Here is a 17,561-nt window from a genome sequence, read left to right on the forward strand (position 1 = left end):
TTAATATAAAACCACCCGCATAGCAGGTGGTTTTATATTAAAGACGCTGACGCGACTTAAACTGGCTAAAGCCCATAAAAAAGGGTGACCGATAATAGTCACCCTTAATTTATTTTTGTTATTGTGATAAATAGGTCACAATTATTTATAATTAACCAGTGTCGGCTTATCTAACATAATTTCTGTTTTTGCTGGCTCTGTTTGTGCAATAACTTTACCTTGGCGAATAGAATAACGCACAGGCACTTGGCGACGTAAAGCGTCAAATCCATTATCCGCTGGCAGAATAATAAAGTTTGCGCTATTTCCTACTTCAACACCATAATCCGTTAACGCCAATGTTTTAGCACTATTATGACTAATCAACTGTAATCCATTATCAATTTGGCCATAGCCCATTAATTGGCAAACATGCAATCCCATATGTAAGACTTGGAGCATATTTGCCGTACCTAATGGATACCAAGGATCAAAGACATCATCATGACCAAAACAGACATTAATATTACTTTCTAGCATCTCTTTTACGCGAGTAATACCACGACGTTTTGGATAAGTATCAAAGCGTCCTTGCAAGTGAATATTAACCAAAGGATTAGCCACAAAGTTAATGCCAGACATTCTTAATAGTCGGAATAAACGTGAAGTATAAGCCCCATTATAAGAATGCATTGCGGTTGTATGACTTGCAGTCACTCTTGAACCCATATTTTCTTTATGGGCTAAAGCCGCAACAGTTTCAACAAAGCGCGATTGTTCATCATCAATTTCATCGCAATGAACATCTATTAAACGATCATACTTTTGTGCTAAAGCGAAGGTTTTATGCAGAGATTCAACACCATATTCACGCGTAAATTCAAAGTGAGGGATCGCACCAACAACATCTGCGCCTAACTTTAATGCTTCTTCTAATAAAGCTTCGCCATTAGGGTAAGATAAAATACCTTCCTGAGGAAAAGCGACTATTTGTAAATCAACCCAAGGTTTTATTTCTTCTTTTACTTCCAACATTGCTTTTAATGCTGTAAGTGAAGCATCTGAAACATCCACATGTGTTCTAACATGCTGAATACCATTAGCAATTTGCCATTGTAATGTTTGCCATGCACGTTGTTTAACATCATCATGTGTTAACAATGCTTTTCGCTCTGCCCAACGCTCGATACCTTCAAATAACGTACCTGATTGATTCCAGCTCGGTTGCCCTGCAGTTTGTGTAGTATCTAAATGAATATGAGGTTCAACAAAAGGCGCATGAACCAATCCGCCTTGAGCATCTAAGGCATCAGGATGAAAATCATTTTCAGGTTGAGATGCAATGGCTTCAATTTTGTTATTTTTTAGCGTAATGCGCCATAAACCTTCTTTTCCAACTAGACGAGCATGGTTAATTTGTTCGATATTTTTACCCAGCATGACTTATCTCCGCTTGTCGAGCTGTACGACGATTTAATATTGGATTTAACACAGCGTAACTTATTGCTCCCCCCAACACGGCATTAACAGGCACGATACCCGGTAACCAATGCCCTGCCATAATGCCAATGGCAACAGCGAGTAGTGCTACCCAGTTAACCGATTGCATTGTAGCAACATTAAAGGAGTTATAGCGTGCTTTATTCATCAGATAATCTGCAATAATAACACCTCCTACTGGTGGAATTGCTGCAGATAAAAAGGTAAGCCAACCGACAAAGTTATTATAAAGCCATAATGCACACAGCGTACCAATGATACCGTTTATTACTGAAAGTTTTTTGCTTGATAAACCAGTGATATTGGCAAAACCTAATCCTGATGCATATAACGCGTTGTCATTCGTTGTCCAGATATTTAAACCTAGCACCACGATAGCCGGAAGTAATAATCCTTGCGCAATCATCACATCAGAAATATCTGCCATTCCCAGTGAAGCCGCACCAGCCGCACCAAAGACAAACATCAAGGTATTTCCTAAGAAGAAAGCAATAATGGCGACAATGACAGCAACTTTAGGGTTTCGTCCAAAGCGGACAAAATCAGCAGTCAGTGTACCCGCACTAATAAACGATCCAACAACCATTGCTAACGCTAAATTAAAATCTAATGGCTGAGTCGGTTTTATCGCCATTAGTGTCGAAAGTCCCCCCATATCATGTACCGCAAGATAAACAGAGTAACTTCCGAGAATAGCGATAGCAGGAACTGCGATGATAGAGAGAATAGTGAGAGCAGAAATACCGAAGAATACTGTGATGGTCATTAAAATGCCGGAAATGGCGATAAGAAGATTGATATCAATACCAGTGGCTTTTCCTACCGGAATGGAAAACATTGCCACCCCCACACCAAACCAACCAACTTGAGTACCACCGAGTAAAAATGAGGGAAGCCAAGAACCTTTAATACCGAAAGAGTAACGCGCGAGGAGATGAGTAGTAAGACCTGTTTTTGAACCAATAAAACCAAGAAATGCGGTGTAGATACCAAGAAGAAGATTACCAATTAGAACTGCGAGGAAGAAATCATTAAAGGAAAGACCAGTACCAAGAGCGCCGCCAGTCCACATACTGGCTGAAAAAAACGTTAATCCCAACATCACAAAGGTTAACGCCAATCCACCCTTTCTTGCGGATATGGGCACTGGGCCCTGACTATAATTGTTGTCCTGAGACACTTTAACCCCCTATTAATTTCACTAGGCCAAAAAAATCTGACGAATTCTATCTGCATAAAAATATTATGCAAACGTTTTCGTCGTCTGTTTATTATAATTAATGGAATGCTTCAATTATGGAGTGTTGATATTCATCACAGAAATGGCAGAAAAATTGTTGTTTTACTTGAATTTATCCCGTTATTTTGAATTTCTTTTATAAAGTGATTTTATTTAGAAATACTTATGATAAAAATTAATCATATTTTTTCCTGAATATTTAGATTTTATATAAATAATTTTTATATAACTTCAAGGTCAACAAAGAGAAAATAATGATGAAAAGACAAAAAAGGAATTTACATTCCTCTTTTGTCTGCCCTAATTTATAGGCTTAGATTTGTTTTTCTTGCAGCTTGATCACCTGCAATATAATATTTAGCATGACTTTTAGGTAAAGATTTAATTCCTCTCACCTTATCAGCTAATTTTTCTGCAATCATAATTGTAGTCGCATTCAAATTCCCAGTGATTATTAGCGGCATGATAGATGCATCAATAACTCTTAAGTTTTCTATGCCGTGTACTCGACCTTCCCCATCGACAACTGCCATTTCATCCGTTCCCATTTTACATGTGCCACAAGGATGAAATGCTGTTTCAGCACGTTCTCTAACAAAAGCATCAAGTTCTTCATCATTTTGAATATGTTTACCTGGGCTAATTTCTTCGCCACGATAAGCATCTAATGCTGGTTGTGCCATTATTTCTCGCGTAATACGGATAGCTGAGCGAAACTCTTCCCAATCTTGTTCTGTGGACATGTAATTAAATAAAATATTGGGATGTTGATGAGGATCTGTAGAAGCTAATTTTACTCGCCCGCGACTGGGTGAACGCATAGAGCCTACATGAGCTTGGAAACCATGCACTTCTACTGCATTGGTGCCATTATAATTAATGGCAACGGGTAGAAAATGGAATTGAATATTAGGCCACGCAAACTTTTCGCTAGAGCGAATAAATCCCCCCGCTTCAAATTGATTGCTTGCACCGATCCCTGTTCCTTGAAATAGCCATTGCGCACCAATCTTAGGCTGGTTATACCATTTTAAAGCAGGATAAAGTGAAACGGGCTTTTTACATTCATACTGCAAATACATTTCTAAGTGATCTTGCAGATTTTCCCCAACTCCGGGTAATACATGTACTGGCTGAATATTAAATTCGTTTAATACTTTTTCAGGCCCAACACCAGAACGTTGCAAAATTTGGGGCGAAGCAATTGCACCCGCGCAAAGTAATACTTCTCGATTGGCTTTAACACGATGAGGTGTGGTATTTTCGCCTGAAAAATAACGGACACCCACTGCTTTTTTACCTTCAAACTCAATAATATCAGTCGTTGCATGTGTCTCTATCGTCAAGTTTTTACGTACTTTTGCTTGATCAAGATAGCCTCTTGCTGTACTTGCTCGACGACCTTTAGGTGTGACGGTTCTATCCATCGGGCCAAAACCCTCTTGCTGATAGCCGTTAAGATCAATCGTTTTTGGGTATCCTGCTTGTACACCTGCCTCAATCATTGCTTGAAATAAGATATTATTGCCTTTTTTCGGCGTAGTCACACTTACAGGACCTTTATCACCATGATAATCATTAGCGCCAATATCTCGACTTTCTGCCTTACGAAAATAAGGTAAACAGCTTAAGTAATCCCACTCTTCAAGGCCAGGTAATTTAGCCCAACCATCAAAGTCCATCGCATTACCACGGATATAGCACATACCATTAATTAATGATGAGCCACCAAGCCCTTTCCCACGGCCACATTCCATGCGTCGGTTATTCATATAAGGTTCAGGCTCTGTTTCATAAGCCCAATTATATCGCCTACCTTGTAATGGATAGGCTAATGCCGCTGGCATTTGTGTACGAAAATCGAACCTGTAGTCCGGACCTCCAGCTTCAAGGAGCAGCACAGTAACTTCAGGATCTTCTGTCAAGCGGGTAGCAAGAACGTTACCGGCTGAACCAGCACCGATAATAATGTAGTCATAGACCATTGTTATCTCCTCTGTTTCAGTCATTAAAAAAAGAATGGATTAAAAAACGGATGAAAACTCCCCAAGTTCAACTTGAATAGATTTTATTTGAGTATAATTCTGTAGTGTAACAAGCCCATTTTCACGTCCCACACCAGAATGTTTATAACCACCAACTGGCATTTCTGCAGGAGACTCGCCCCATGTATTAATCCAACAAATTCCTGCTTCTAATTGGTGAATTACACGGTGAGCTGTTGTGAGATCTTTGGTGACAAGACCTGCAGCCAAACCATAAACGCTATTATTTGCGCGTAAAACCACTTCATCTTCAGTTTGATAACTAAGAATACTCATCACAGGACCGAATATTTCATCTTGTGTGATATTCATATCATCGGTGCAATCTGTGAAAACAGTAGGTGCAACATAAGCACCTTGAGCAAAATTTCCTTCTAATAAACGATGACCACCACAAAGTAATCTTGCCCCTTGAGCTTTGCCTAACTCAATATAACTCAAGACTTTTTCAAAATGAGGAAAACTGACCAGTGGGCCAAAATTGGTGTCCATTTCAAGAGGTGAGCCGATCCTAATACGTGATACGCGCTCTATAATTTTCGCTTCAAATGCAGGTTTTAATCTTTCAGGAACAAAGACACGAGTGCCATTGGTACACACCTGCCCTGAACTATAAAAATTCGCCATCATCGCAATATCAGCAGCAGTATCTAAATCTGCATCATCAAAAATAATTAAAGGTGACTTTCCACCAAGTTCCATGGTTACTTCTTTCAAACTTGAAGCAGACGCATTTGCCATCACCTTTTTACCCGTTTCAATTCCACCAGTAAAAGAAACTTTCGCGATATCAGGATGCTGTGTTAACCATTGCCCCACATTCGCTTTTCCTGTAACAACGTTAAAAACGCCCTTTGGCACCCCTGCCTCGGTGTATATTTCGGCAAGTTTTAATGCTGTTAATGAAGTCATCTCACTTGGTTTAAAGATCATTGCATTACCCGCGGCAAGTGCAGGTGCAGATTTCCACAACGCTATTTGAATGGGGTAATTCCATGCACCGATACCAGCAACAACTCCCAATGGCTCGCGGCGAGTGTAAGCAAAAGCGGTTTCTCTAAGTGGAATTTGCTCTCCTTCAAGTGCAGGAATAAGACCTGCGTAATACTCTAAAACATCAGCGCCCGTCACAATATCAACATAGCGTGTTTCAGATAGCGGTTTGCCTGTATCTAAGGTTTCTAAATGAGCCAATTCATCATTACGTTCACGTAAAATATCAACAGCGCGTCGTAAAATTCGAGAGCGTTCCATCGCCGTCATCGCACGCCAAATTTTTTGCCCTTGTTTTGCGCTCTCTACAGCCCAATTGATATCTTCTTCACTTGCAGACTGTAAATGGGCGATCACTTCGCCATTAGCGGGGTTAATCGCTTCAAATTGTTCACACTCCGGTTGTGCGCAATCAACATATCCACCATGAATATAGAGTTTATGTAACGGTGGGTTTGGCATAGTTTCTCCTTTATTATTAGTTTCTTAAGTCTTTATTTGACTCCGATTTGTCAGTTGCATATCGATATATTCATTAGTAATGGTTTTGGCCTCTTCAAGAGAGAATGGTGCATTACTTAACGCACTTCGTAGCCATAAACCATCTATTAATGCGGCTAAACCTTTCGCAGCCAAACGTGCTTGATCTTTAGTAAGAACGCGCCCAAACTCGTAACTTAAATTGGAATAAAGCCTTCTATCATTGACCTTTTGTAGACGATTCAAATTAGGCTGATGCATACTACTTGCCCAAAATGCTAGCCATGTTTTCATTGCCGCTTCACTGGTTTGAGTAGTATCAAAGTTACCTTCAACAATAGCTTGGATACGTAGCTTAGGTGTTGCATCGCTTAACATTCTTAAACGTATCGCCACCGCAAAACCCAATTGATACTGGATATGGCGCATGGCAGCTTCCAACAATCCATTTTTATCACGAAAGTAGTGACTAATAATGCCGTTAGAAACACCGGCTTTTCGAGCTATCAATGCGATGCTCGCCTCTTGCATTCCAACCTCATTAATCACTGCTAACGTTGCTTGGATTAATTGCTGTTTACGTATCGACTGCATTCCTATCTTCGGCATGTTTTAAAGACCTAAAAAATACATTGAACACATTCATTAAACGTTTTTTTAATTGAACATTCAATCAATATTAACTATTGTTTATCACAATTAATTTACATTTAGATATAGGAGGATATTGTGAAAATTTGAATCTTTGCAACTAATTCAATTAGTTAACAAAGAATGCAACTTTTAACTTTTAGGTAAATAATTTTTTGGAATTTCTGATGACAACTCTTAACAGCACAAAAAAACCACAGAAAGACAAGCTCAATTCTGTCGTTTTTTTCGCTTCAGCAACGCTGATTTTAGCGTTTTCTTTTTTCACTATTTTGATGACAGAAACAGCAAATACATGGATTGTGGCAACACTGGGATGGGTATCAAAAACCTTTGGTTGGTACTATCTATTAGCAGCAACGTTATACATCGTTTTTGTTATTTTTGTTGCCACATCTCGTTTTGGAAATATCAAATTAGGGCCTGAACAATCAAAACCTGAATTTAGTGTTTTAAGTTGGTCTGCGATGTTATTTGCAGCCGGTATTGGGATTGATTTGATGTTTTTCTCTGTAGCAGAGCCGATTACACAATATATGTTACCGCCAACCGGCGAAGGTGAAACAATAGAAGCAGCCCGTCAGTCGATGGTGTGGACTTTATTCCACTATGGCCTGACGGGCTGGTCTATGTATGCACTTATTGGTATCGCTTTGGGCTATTTTAGCTATCGTTACAATTTGCCATTAACCATACGCTCTGCACTTTATCCTATCTTTGGAAATCGTATTTATGGCCCAATTGGTCATACAGTTGATATTGCTGCGGTATTAGGCACCATTTTTGGTATTGCAACAACGTTAGGTATTGGTGTTGTACAACTTAATTATGGGCTAAAAGTTCTTTTTGATTTACCCCAAGGATTGAGCGTTCAAGGCGGATTAATTCTATTATCTGTTATTATGGCCGTTATTTCTGCAACATCGGGCGTTAACAAAGGGATCAGGATTTTATCTGAACTAAATGTATTACTCGCATTGGGGCTTATTTTATTTATCTTATTTGCAGGTGATACTGAGTTTTTATTAAATGCACTGGTATTAAATGTCGGTGATTACACTAATCGTTTTTTAGGCATGACATTAAATAGTTTTGCATTTGATAGACCAACGGATTGGATGAATAGCTGGACACTGTTTTTCTGGGCTTGGTGGGTTGCATGGTCACCTTTTGTTGGACTCTTTTTAGCTCGTATTTCAAGAGGACGAACAATTCGACAATTCGTCATAGGTACCTTAATTATTCCCTTTGTTTTTACACTGTTATGGTTATCCATTTTTGGGAATAGCGCTTTATATGAAGTGATCCATGGCAATAAAGCACTCGCACAAACAGTATTAGAAGCACCCGAAAAAGGATTCTATTCATTATTAGAACTCTATCCCGGTTTTGGTTTAACGGCTTCTGTCGCCACAATTACGGGATTATTATTTTATGTCACTTCTGCCGACTCTGGCTCATTAGTATTAGGCAATTTCACCTCTCAATTAAGCCATGTTAATAACGACGCCCCCAATTGGCTTCGCATTTTCTGGTCTATTGCTATTGGTTTATTAACGTTAGGTATGTTAATGGCGGATGGTATTTCGGCCTTACAAAACACAACTATAATAATGGGATTGCCCTTTAGCTTTGTTATTTTCTTTATTATGGCTGGACTTTATAAATCATTAAAAGTCGAAGATTTTAGACGTGTTAGTTCGCTAAATACCAATGCGCCAGCACCACTTTATGGTAATACTACGATGAATTGGAAACAGCGTTTAGGGCGGGTTATGAATTTCCCAGGAACGACCTATACACAACGCATGTTAGATTTAACCTGTATGCCAGCAATGCAAGATGTGGCTAAAGAACTTTTATTACGTGGAGCAAAAGTTGAATTCAATTATTATCCAATTGAAGATAATGAACGTTTACATCATTTAGAGCTTGTGGTCGATCTTGACCAAGAGCAAAATTTTATTTATCAAATTTGGCCACAAAAATATTCAGTGCCTGCATTTACCTATCGTGCTCGTCGAGGTAAATCAGATTATTACCGTTTAGAGACTTATTTATGGGAAGGTACCCAAGGAAATGACTTAATGGATTACACCAAAGAACAGGTAATTACTGATATTTTAGACCAATATGAAAAACATCTGAACTTTATTCATCTTAGTCGTGAAGCTCCAGGATCGACATTAACGTTCCCTGAGTCAAATTAAATCCTCACTTAAAATAAAAAAGGAGATCATTATTTGATCTCCTTTTTTATGCGATTAATTTTCTATTTTACTGAAATAAACAGCAATCCCACACCTAAAAGAATTAATAACACCCCAATAATCTTATCGGCGACTTGCTGATGAGAAAGTATTTTTGCTCGTAAAAGCGGAGTGGAGAAAAAAAGTGCAACACAACTAAACCATATCCAATGGGCGATTGAGATAAACATTCCATAAGAAAGGTTTATCCAAAGTGGGTTACTTAAGTTGGCAACTTGCGTATAAAGTGCAATAACAAACAACATCGTTTTAGGATTTAAAGCATTAGTAAAAAAACCAACCCTTAATGCTTGGAACATATTAGGTGCTAAATTAACTGCATTCTCAATGGTCAGCTGTGTTTTATTCGTTAACGATTTAACCCCAAGATAAATTAAATATCCAACACCTAGTAATTTCATAATAAAAAAGAGCGTTGGTGATCCCATAATAATAAAAGAGATACCAAATACAGTGTAAAAAACATGTACTTGTACTCCAATCACAATACCAATTGCTGTCATTAACCCTACTTTTACACCATAGGAATAACTATTTTTTGTCACCATAGCAAAATCAGGGCCAGGGCTAATCACAGCCAAAACCGTGATCATCGCGACAGCAATTAGCTCACTCATTTCTTTCCTTACTTTCACATTTGAGTTGATTACATGTAATAAAAAGTGACATAAAATAAGATTTTATTTGAATAAAAAACTTATTTAATCCACCTAACCTCTCTATTTTGCTAATTTGACTAAAAATAAAAAGCGATTTATCTTCCAGTATATCTGTAATTTTTCATCGTCTATTTTATTACTCACTTTATGGCTTATTTTTATGAAAATGCCTTCTTTAACATCCTTACGTTTTTTTAATAGCGCGGCAAAAACAGGCAGTTTTGTCAGTGCTGCGGAGCAACTTCATGTTACACACAGTGCAGTAAGCCGACAAATTCGGCTATTAGAAGATGAATTAGGCATTGCTTTATTTGAGCGCCGTAATCGTGCAGTTTATTTAAATGAAGCTGGTCAGTATTTATATAAAACAACGTCAGCAATATTTGAACAACTTGAAGAAACCGTCACCCATTTGCGCTCTCCTTTAAATAACCCCGTGTTAGTGGTTTCATGCGAACCTACTATTGCCATGAAATGGCTAATTCCGCGCCTTTCTCATTTTTATGCGTTACACCCTGAAATCACGTTGCACTTAGTTGCCGCTGGTGGTGCAATTGATTTTAATAAAGAAGGTGTCGATTTAGCGTTTAGACGAAATGATTTTTTTTGGAGCAAGAATATTTATGCAACCAAGATTTGTGATGAAAAAATAGGTGCTGTCATAAAACCGAATAACCTTCATCACTCACATAAGCAATTAATAACATTGTCACGGCCTCAAGCTTGGCAAGATTGGTTTCAATACTCAGGAGTTGTATCAAACTATACAAAAACCAGTGAATATGAGCATTTTTATCTAGCTATTCAAGCAACATTAGCTGGATTGGGAGCAACAATTGCCTCTTTTCTCATGGTACAAGATGAATTACATAATCAGCAATTAGTGACTATAAATGGGTTTGTAAAAGATAACTCAAGTTATTATCTACTTTCTCCAATAGAAATCGCCCCTGATTCTAAACAGGAAAAATTTAAAAACTGGATAATCGCCGAAGCTGAAAAGAGTTCAAAAGAGATTGATGAACGATCGTTCTAATACTGTTTTCACAAAAATACAACCATTCTCAGATTTATCCCTTTAAAAAAATATTGAATAAATAGCTATTTTTTACGCATACATATTTACTTTGATCTATTTTTTAGTAATCTATGTGAACTAATAAAACATAGAATAATTTACTTGGGAAACATCACATGAATCGTCGTTCATTCTTAACATCATCAAGCTTAGTGATTGGGGGTCTTTCATTAAGTTCTTTTGTTAGCTCTGCTTATGCCAATGAATCATTGAAAAACAAATTGGTTTTTAACGCAGAAAATCCGCTATTACTTAACTTTAATGAAAACTCATTAGGCATGTCGCAAAAAGCTAAACAAGCTATTATTGATGCCTTACCTAATGCATTTAGATATCCAGATGATGCACGTAGCGCATTAATTAGCGAATTAGGGAAAGAATTTAAACTTTCAGATAAACATATCACTTTGGGTAATGGCTCATCTGAGACAATTCAAGCAGCCGTTCAATTTGTAGCCAACAAAGCTCAAAAAGAAGGTAAAGCGGTTCAACTTATTGTTCCTGATCCAACATTTAACTATGCCGAGCTTTATGCAGAACCTTTAGGGGTAAAAATCGTTAAAATTCCTGTTGATAGTACTCTGGCTTTTGATTTAGCTACTATGCAAAAAAAAGCACAGGAGTTTGATGGTATTAGCATGGTTTACTTATGTAATCCAAACAACCCTACAGCAATGCTAACGCCTACCTCAGAATTATCGAACTGGGTAAAATCAGCAAAAGAGAATGTCTTTTTTATTATTGATGAAGCTTACGCTGAGTTTGTTTCAACACCTGAATTTATCAGTGCAATTTCGTTAGTTGTTGCAGGATATAAAAATCTGATTGTCGCCCGTACTTTCTCAAAAATTTATGCCTTAGCCGGATTACGTGTAGGTTATGGCGTTGCCGTCCCAGAAGTAATCTCACAAATTAATGCCTTTGTTTCTATTGATAATACTAATACTGCAGGTGCAGTTGCCGCATTAGCCTCACTGAAAGATAAAGCTTATGTGGAATATAGCCGTAAATCGATTGATGTTTCACGTCAGATGGTCGTGGATGCCTTAAAAGAGTTGAATATTGAATACGCACCTTCTCATGCAAACTTTATATTCCATAAAGTTAAAGGCGATGTAAAAACCTATCAAAATAGAATGAAAGAGGCGAATATTATGGTCGGCCGTGAATTTCCCCCCGCTTTTGGTTGGAGCCGTTTAACATTAGGCACACCTGAAGAGATGGGCTATTTCATCACTACATTAAAAGCCTTTAGAGCTAAAGGTTGGATTTAGTCTGATTTAACGCTTAATTAGCAGTTGATGAAAATAATGCCCTTGGAAATACTATCAAGGGCATTTTTATTTATTACTGTTCTTGTAACTCTAGTTCTGCAATAACAGGAAGATGATCACTTGCATCTGACCATTTAAATGTTGCTGAATCTTGTGGGATGGTCATATTTTTGATATCCCAAACCTGACCTTTAAAGGTAAAGATATGGTCGATATCTATAGCTGGATTAATGGCTGGCCATGTACGTTTATCGCTATTTGGCTTTTCAACAGGGTTCCAAAAATAATTAATTTCTTGGATTGGTTGTTCATTGGCTGTGGAGTTAAAATCACCCGCCAATATTTTTATTGATGTTGAAATATTATCGAAACCTGTTTCTGTATCACCAATTGCAGCATCTAAAATATGTCTTACTTGACCGATACGAATAGTGGGATCTTTTTGCCAATCAAGGTGTGTTCCCATAATAATAATCGGTGAATCAAACCCTGGTTTACTAATTTGTGATAATAAAACAATACGTTGTTCTGCATCACCTGACGGCAGATTAACGACTTGTGATTTATCAATTTTATATTTCGATAGAATACCGACACCATATTGCCCACCATCAAAATCGAGTGCTTTCCCAAAAGCAAACTGCATATTATTCGCTTTTGCTAACTCTTCAAGCTGGTTAATATTTTTACTACGTGCCGTTTTATTATCAACTTCAGTGACAACAATGACTTCTGCATCGATATTTTTGATTGCTTGGTTAAGCTTGTCAAAATTGGTGACATCTGCTGAAACTTCATTTTTACCGATATTATAGGTAGCCACTTTCAATGTCGGTTTATTATTTTGATACACCTTATTGGGTGTACCGCCTGATTGTACAGCAAGGATTTCTGATCCTGTGGTATTCGCTACTGCCATTGATGACAGTAATACACCAGTGCTGACTAGGATAGATATTGCACTTTTTTTCATGATTTCCCCGAAAAATAAACTGAACATCAATGAATATTGAACAATAAACTATCACATTGAAAATATAACACAGTGATACAAACCACAAAGTTATTTCGAGATGCAAAAAATCGACTTGGTATGGTCACACTAAGAATATTTAGCATTAAAAGTTGGATTTAGTTTGATGAAAAAATTGCTATAAAATAGAATTAGTATTGTAAAATAAAGAGAACATTACTGTCCCCTTTATCATTTATAGATATTCTAATGTGAACACAACTTCACTATTTGCGCTTCCACTCGTCACAAATTCATTAATAGCTTGATAGTAAGCATAAAAATCAAGTGTGATAGTATTATTTGCACCTGTCGGGTACATAATGCTTCCTTTACCTGGTAGCACTTTGCTTTTATTTTTGTCTAAAATAGCAATACCGACATTAGTTGCAGAATTATTTCCCACCAGTTTAAACAAACTATTATCAGTACCGTTAACATCTCCGTTAAATGTCACTTTGACGCCCTTCGTTACCACACTACAATCCGTTAGGTTAAGTGTAAATTTAACCGGATCAGTCATATTATTTTGTTTAAAATTTTTCGTTGCCCATGTGCCTAAATCAACAAATTTATTTATTGAATCAGGACTAACTCTACAAGTATTCGCAACAATATTCGCCTTTATAACAATATTGACGTTCGCTAATTCTGCATTTGCATTTTTAATGACAAAAGTAAAAGCTATAAAGAGTAAGGATATCCATAGCAATATAATTCGTGCTATTTTTTTATAAAAATACGATAACTCATTCATAATGTGAGCCTATAGAGATTAGGGAAAATCAACGCGCAAAAAACCACTTGAAGTGACAGAGCCTTCACTTGGTATGTTTCCATCAGTACTAACAGGATAAACATTAATAGTGACATTAGCATCCGAGTTTCCATTGAGTTTAAATGGAATAAAACTTGATATATTATTCGGTGTTAACTCTGATCCAGATAAACTCGCAATAACAAACCCAACACTTTTATTATTAGAGACAATAGCATTGCCTTTAACGGAATCGGCTTGTAGTCGCATAGTTAAATCTGCACTTGCATCTATATTGTCACATTTAACACTTAGATTACGAGAAATTGAACTAACGCCTTCTGCCTTTTTACCCGCTACTTTAAAACTTGAAGACGGTATATTCTCAAAGTCAATATTAATCACTTGACCAGAATTAATAGTACAAGATTGGGGGACTGTCATTGACAGATTTAAATATAATTTAGAAAGAACAACTTGTTTAGTTGAACAATCTTGAGGTTGACAAAAACCAAACTCTCCAACAAATATATTCTTTACATATGTTCCGCTTATTATTGCTTTATCAATTCTTATTCTAGTTTGATATTTTCTTGTTGAAACCACTGTTTCTTCACCATCATTATAGCTTCGGACACTACAAGTATTATCTAATGTTGAAACATTGTAAGGTACATAAAGTGTTCTACAATTATTTACAACACTCAATGCGACAGAAATATAATCATCTATTTTTGAATAATTCCAAGTTCCACTACTTGTATTAGAAGAAGGTATATTCTCATTTAAATATGTTGCCCATGTTTGAGCCCGTCCACTATTCCATCTTAGCTTTGCTAAATTAGTTAAAATAATTTCAGAGGCATCTTTTGTCATGCCAACTCTATTTTCAGACTTTGATAATTGTCCGCTTAAGGTTGAATATTCGCTGACATTACAACCACTCACACAAGAAACGGCAAATGCACTATTCGACATAATTGCAATTACTGCAAATAATAATACTCTAATCATAATAGACTCACTAAGTTGCTATTTATAATGTTGGCAAGTTGAAGATATAAAATAGATCCCTTTCTCTTTAGATGATGTCTCATTAATTTCATAATTAAATAAACATTGCTTATCTTCTGTTTGTCCCCATTTGGCTTTTAATCTACCAACTGGTGCTAATCCAGAAATAAACACACGACCATCATCACCGACAATTCCACTAACAGAACGCGCTTCATCAACAACGATTGCACCAAATGGGATCGCAGAACCGCCCTTTTTTGATAGAGTTAGCATTGCTCGATAGCCAATATTTGTTTTAAATTCAGCTTGTACCAAGGCACCTTTTGTAGGAACAACATTTAAAATTGAATTTTCTAATTCAACATTCTCACCTAATGAATTTACATCTAATGAAACTCTATTATTTTTATAAGTGGAGGCATAAGGTAAAATGGCATACCCTTGGTTATCAGTAAGTACCCCATTTGCATTTTCCACTTTTATATTATTTGCGTTATTAGCCTTAATAAGAATATTTGTATCACCTAAAGGTTGACTTAATGTAACACCACCTGAATGAGCAACAATACCGCCATTTAAACTATAATTTAATTCATGCCAATCATTATTATAATTATATCCCGTTCCAACATTAGCATATTTTCCTTTATAATTACCATAAACCACTCCAGAATACCCTCCACCATTACGGGCATATCCTTGTTGAATATTATAATTTAAATTATTATCTTCAAGTAATGTTCCAGTTAAGCCTGCTTGCTGTATTAATATATTATCATTACTTCTATTCATTGAATAAACAGCATACATACTGTTCTTATTATATTTTAAATCATTAACTTTATAGGAATTAAACAATTCATCAATAGGAATAGAAATATTAAAGGCAATATTTTTATTGTCTTCACTCATACCAGGTGATTTTATTTTTGATAAGCTAAGGTTATAGTTAATTCTTTTAATATCCCCACTATATCCAATTTGCCATAACTGTTCAGTTTCAGTAGTTCTCCAATAATTCTGGTAAGATCCTAAAATATATAAAGAGCTATTATTGGTTATTTTTTGGCTAATATTAATTTGAAAACGGCCTTTTTTAGAATAGTTTAAATCATGGTAATCAGAAAGTTGATCTTTACCTTCAAATAATCCATCAGGTTGTCTTATCTCATACCCTTTCATTCTTTTATAGCTAACTTCATTTAACGTATAATAGCCTTGAGTTGAATATCGATACCCCATAATCTGGAAATTAGTACCGAGCTCATTTATTGACTTAGCATAGAGTAATCGAACAGATTGCCCTTTCTTATGCTCTTCATTAGGTAATATACTATTTGCTTGTATAAGATCTGCAGAGATTGCCCCTAATATTCCTAAGTTCCCCCCCAATCCAATAGCATATGATTGATAATTATTTGAAAACTGACTACCACCATAAAGAGTTGTATTATAAGGTAAACCATAAATTAGGCTGAATTGACCAAAGTTAGGTTTATCATGTTTACCTGAACCACTTCTAAACTCACCCGCGATAAACTCATATTTTAATCGGCCTTCTCTTTGTAAAATAGGCACATTGGAATATGGAACAACAAATTGAGTAATCTTCCCATTATTTTCTTCCACAGTAACATCTAAATTACCACTACTTGAAGTCGCATAAAGATCTTTTATTTCAAAAGCACCAGGTGGCACCGAAATCTGATAAATCACAAAACCATTTTGTTTCACGGTTACAATAGCATTGCTATTTGCAACCCCTTTAATTGTCGGAGCAAAGCCACGCATGCTATCGGGTAGCATATTGTCATCAGATTCTAATTTTGCGCCTCTAAAACCAAGGCTATCAAAGATAGCACCATTAGAAAATGAATCACCTACCGTCAAATCGGCTTTTAATGAAATAATCGGCTTTTGTGCATATGTTCTAATATTTCGCCATTTATTTTGATCATCTTGTCCTCTCGAATAAATCCATGAGCTTTCATTTCTAAAGCGCCATGAACCTATATTAATGCCAGGTGTTAAATTCAAATAATAATTATTATTATTTGAACCATCTTTATCATTTTTATTGTTTCTGCCAGTGAAATTATAATTTAATAAAATAGCATCAATCCCGTTATCCCATTTTTCTGGTGGAATATAGCCACGGATATTATTTTTAAACATTACTTGTGGAATACTTAAAAATAATTTTTGACGTTCAAAATCAAAACGAATACTAGACTTTTCTATCTCACCTAATAAATCAATACAACTATTATTTACATCTTCTTTTTTATGAATCAAATTCACACCAAATGCGATTAAATCATCAGAATTCAAACAAGGTAATAACCCTGTATCATCTGAAGCACCTTCACTTTCATAAAAATGAATATTTTTTGTAGAGACATATTCATTATTAATATATATTTCTACTGAATAAGTTCCCTCAGGTTGTCCCTGCCCTTTATCATATCTTGATAAATCAGCAACCTCACCCTCTACACTAGAAATTAAGTTAGGGTTAAAAAAACCATCTGAATAAGAAAAACTTGAATATACTGACCCTAATATAATATAAATATTAAAGATTATAGTTCTAGATTTCAGCATAA

At 36.2% G+C, this 17,561-nt stretch carries 13 protein-coding genes; 3 read left to right on the plus strand and 10 right to left on the minus strand.

Features of this window, described 5'->3' with window-relative positions:
- Nucleotides 1-141: 141 nt before the first annotated feature.
- The 5 genes from DK866_RS02605 to betI form a co-directional block, all read right to left on the minus strand.
- Entirely contained in the window at nucleotides 142-1,419 is a 1,278-nt protein-coding gene (locus tag DK866_RS02605; RefSeq protein WP_109407618.1) for a cytosine deaminase, read from the minus strand.
- On the minus strand, nucleotides 1,409-2,659 hold the full coding sequence (gene codB, locus DK866_RS02610) for a cytosine permease (protein WP_109407619.1): 1,251 nt from the start codon (nucleotides 2,657-2,659) through the stop codon (nucleotides 1,409-1,411). The genes DK866_RS02605 and codB overlap by 11 nt, the downstream gene beginning before the upstream one ends.
- A 365-nt stretch (nucleotides 2,660-3,024) precedes the next feature.
- Entirely contained in the window at nucleotides 3,025-4,704 is a 1,680-nt protein-coding gene (gene betA, locus DK866_RS02615) for a choline dehydrogenase (protein WP_109407620.1), read from the minus strand.
- A gap of 39 nt (nucleotides 4,705-4,743) precedes the next feature.
- Nucleotides 4,744-6,219, minus strand: a complete 1,476-nt coding sequence (betB, locus tag DK866_RS02620) for a betaine-aldehyde dehydrogenase (RefSeq protein WP_109407621.1) — start codon at nucleotides 6,217-6,219, stop codon at nucleotides 4,744-4,746.
- Between the two features lie 24 nt (nucleotides 6,220-6,243).
- Nucleotides 6,244-6,846, minus strand: a complete 603-nt coding sequence (gene betI / locus DK866_RS02625) for a transcriptional regulator BetI (protein ID WP_109400562.1) — start codon at nucleotides 6,844-6,846, stop codon at nucleotides 6,244-6,246.
- 209 nt (nucleotides 6,847-7,055) lie between these two features.
- Between betI and DK866_RS02630 the strand changes: the two genes are divergently transcribed.
- Entirely contained in the window at nucleotides 7,056-9,098 is a 2,043-nt protein-coding gene (locus DK866_RS02630) for a choline transporter (protein ID WP_109407622.1), read from the plus strand.
- A 62-nt stretch (nucleotides 9,099-9,160) separates the two neighbouring features.
- On the opposite strand, the gene DK866_RS02635 is transcribed toward DK866_RS02630, so the two are convergent.
- Nucleotides 9,161-9,775 carry a LysE family translocator gene (locus tag DK866_RS02635; protein ID WP_109407623.1) on the minus strand — a complete coding sequence of 205 codons (615 nt, stop codon included), beginning with the start codon at nucleotides 9,773-9,775 and terminating at the stop codon, nucleotides 9,161-9,163.
- 202 nt (nucleotides 9,776-9,977) lie between these two features.
- Here DK866_RS02635 and DK866_RS02640 point away from each other — a divergent pair, with 202 nt between their 5' ends.
- The gene (locus DK866_RS02640) at nucleotides 9,978-10,853 is read left to right on the plus strand and encodes a LysR family transcriptional regulator (protein ID WP_109407624.1); all 876 of its coding nucleotides are present in this window, start codon (nucleotides 9,978-9,980) and stop codon (nucleotides 10,851-10,853) included.
- A 158-nt stretch (nucleotides 10,854-11,011) separates the two neighbouring features.
- Nucleotides 11,012-12,169 carry a pyridoxal phosphate-dependent aminotransferase gene (locus DK866_RS02645; RefSeq protein ID WP_109407625.1) on the plus strand — a complete coding sequence of 386 codons (1,158 nt, stop codon included), beginning with the start codon at nucleotides 11,012-11,014 and terminating at the stop codon, nucleotides 12,167-12,169.
- Nucleotides 12,170-12,242: 73 nt separating this feature from the next.
- Here the strand turns inward: DK866_RS02645 and DK866_RS02650 are convergent, their stop codons facing one another.
- The 4 genes from DK866_RS02650 to DK866_RS02665 form a co-directional block, all read right to left on the minus strand.
- Nucleotides 12,243-13,142 (minus strand): endonuclease/exonuclease/phosphatase family protein, encoded by a 900-nt coding sequence (locus tag DK866_RS02650; protein WP_109407626.1) that lies wholly within the window; start codon nucleotides 13,140-13,142, stop codon nucleotides 12,243-12,245.
- 235 nt (nucleotides 13,143-13,377) lie between these two features.
- Nucleotides 13,378-13,938 carry a fimbrial protein gene (locus tag DK866_RS02655; RefSeq protein ID WP_109407627.1) on the minus strand — a complete coding sequence of 187 codons (561 nt, stop codon included), beginning with the start codon at nucleotides 13,936-13,938 and terminating at the stop codon, nucleotides 13,378-13,380.
- A gap of 18 nt (nucleotides 13,939-13,956) precedes the next feature.
- Nucleotides 13,957-14,952: a fimbrial protein gene (locus DK866_RS02660; RefSeq protein ID WP_109407628.1), complete on the minus strand. Its 996-nt coding sequence runs from the start codon at nucleotides 14,950-14,952 to the stop codon at nucleotides 13,957-13,959.
- A gap of 18 nt (nucleotides 14,953-14,970) precedes the next feature.
- Nucleotides 14,971-17,559: a fimbria/pilus outer membrane usher protein gene (locus DK866_RS02665; RefSeq protein ID WP_109407629.1), complete on the minus strand. Its 2,589-nt coding sequence runs from the start codon at nucleotides 17,557-17,559 to the stop codon at nucleotides 14,971-14,973.
- Nucleotides 17,560-17,561 lie beyond the last annotated feature (2 nt).

This window comes from Proteus genomosp. 4 str. ATCC 51469, assembly GCF_003144375.1.
GTDB lineage: Bacteria > Pseudomonadota > Gammaproteobacteria > Enterobacterales > Enterobacteriaceae > Proteus.

Excerpts from the sequence above, each read along its gene's own strand:
- DK866_RS02655 (WP_109407627.1), bottom strand. The coding sequence starts at position 13,938 with ATGAATGAGTTATCGTATTTTTATAAAAAAATAGCACGAATTATATTG.
- DK866_RS02660 (WP_109407628.1), bottom strand. The coding sequence starts at position 14,952 with ATGATTAGAGTATTATTATTTGCAGTAATTGCAATTATGTCGAATAGT.
- DK866_RS02605 (WP_109407618.1), bottom strand. The coding sequence starts at position 1,419 with ATGCTGGGTAAAAATATCGAACAAATTAACCATGCTCGTCTAGTTGGA.
- DK866_RS02630 (WP_109407622.1), top strand. The coding sequence starts at position 7,056 with ATGACAACTCTTAACAGCACAAAAAAACCACAGAAAGACAAGCTCAAT.
- betB (WP_109407621.1), bottom strand. The coding sequence starts at position 6,219 with ATGCCAAACCCACCGTTACATAAACTCTATATTCATGGTGGATATGTT.
- DK866_RS02650 (WP_109407626.1), bottom strand. The coding sequence starts at position 13,142 with ATGAAAAAAAGTGCAATATCTATCCTAGTCAGCACTGGTGTATTACTG.
- DK866_RS02640 (WP_109407624.1), top strand. The coding sequence starts at position 9,978 with ATGAAAATGCCTTCTTTAACATCCTTACGTTTTTTTAATAGCGCGGCA.
- DK866_RS02645 (WP_109407625.1), top strand. The coding sequence starts at position 11,012 with ATGAATCGTCGTTCATTCTTAACATCATCAAGCTTAGTGATTGGGGGT.
- DK866_RS02665 (WP_109407629.1), bottom strand. The coding sequence starts at position 17,559 with ATGCTGAAATCTAGAACTATAATCTTTAATATTTATATTATATTAGGG.
- betA (WP_109407620.1), bottom strand. The coding sequence starts at position 4,704 with ATGGTCTATGACTACATTATTATCGGTGCTGGTTCAGCCGGTAACGTT.
- betI (WP_109400562.1), bottom strand. The coding sequence starts at position 6,846 with ATGCCGAAGATAGGAATGCAGTCGATACGTAAACAGCAATTAATCCAA.
- DK866_RS02635 (WP_109407623.1), bottom strand. The coding sequence starts at position 9,775 with ATGAGTGAGCTAATTGCTGTCGCGATGATCACGGTTTTGGCTGTGATT.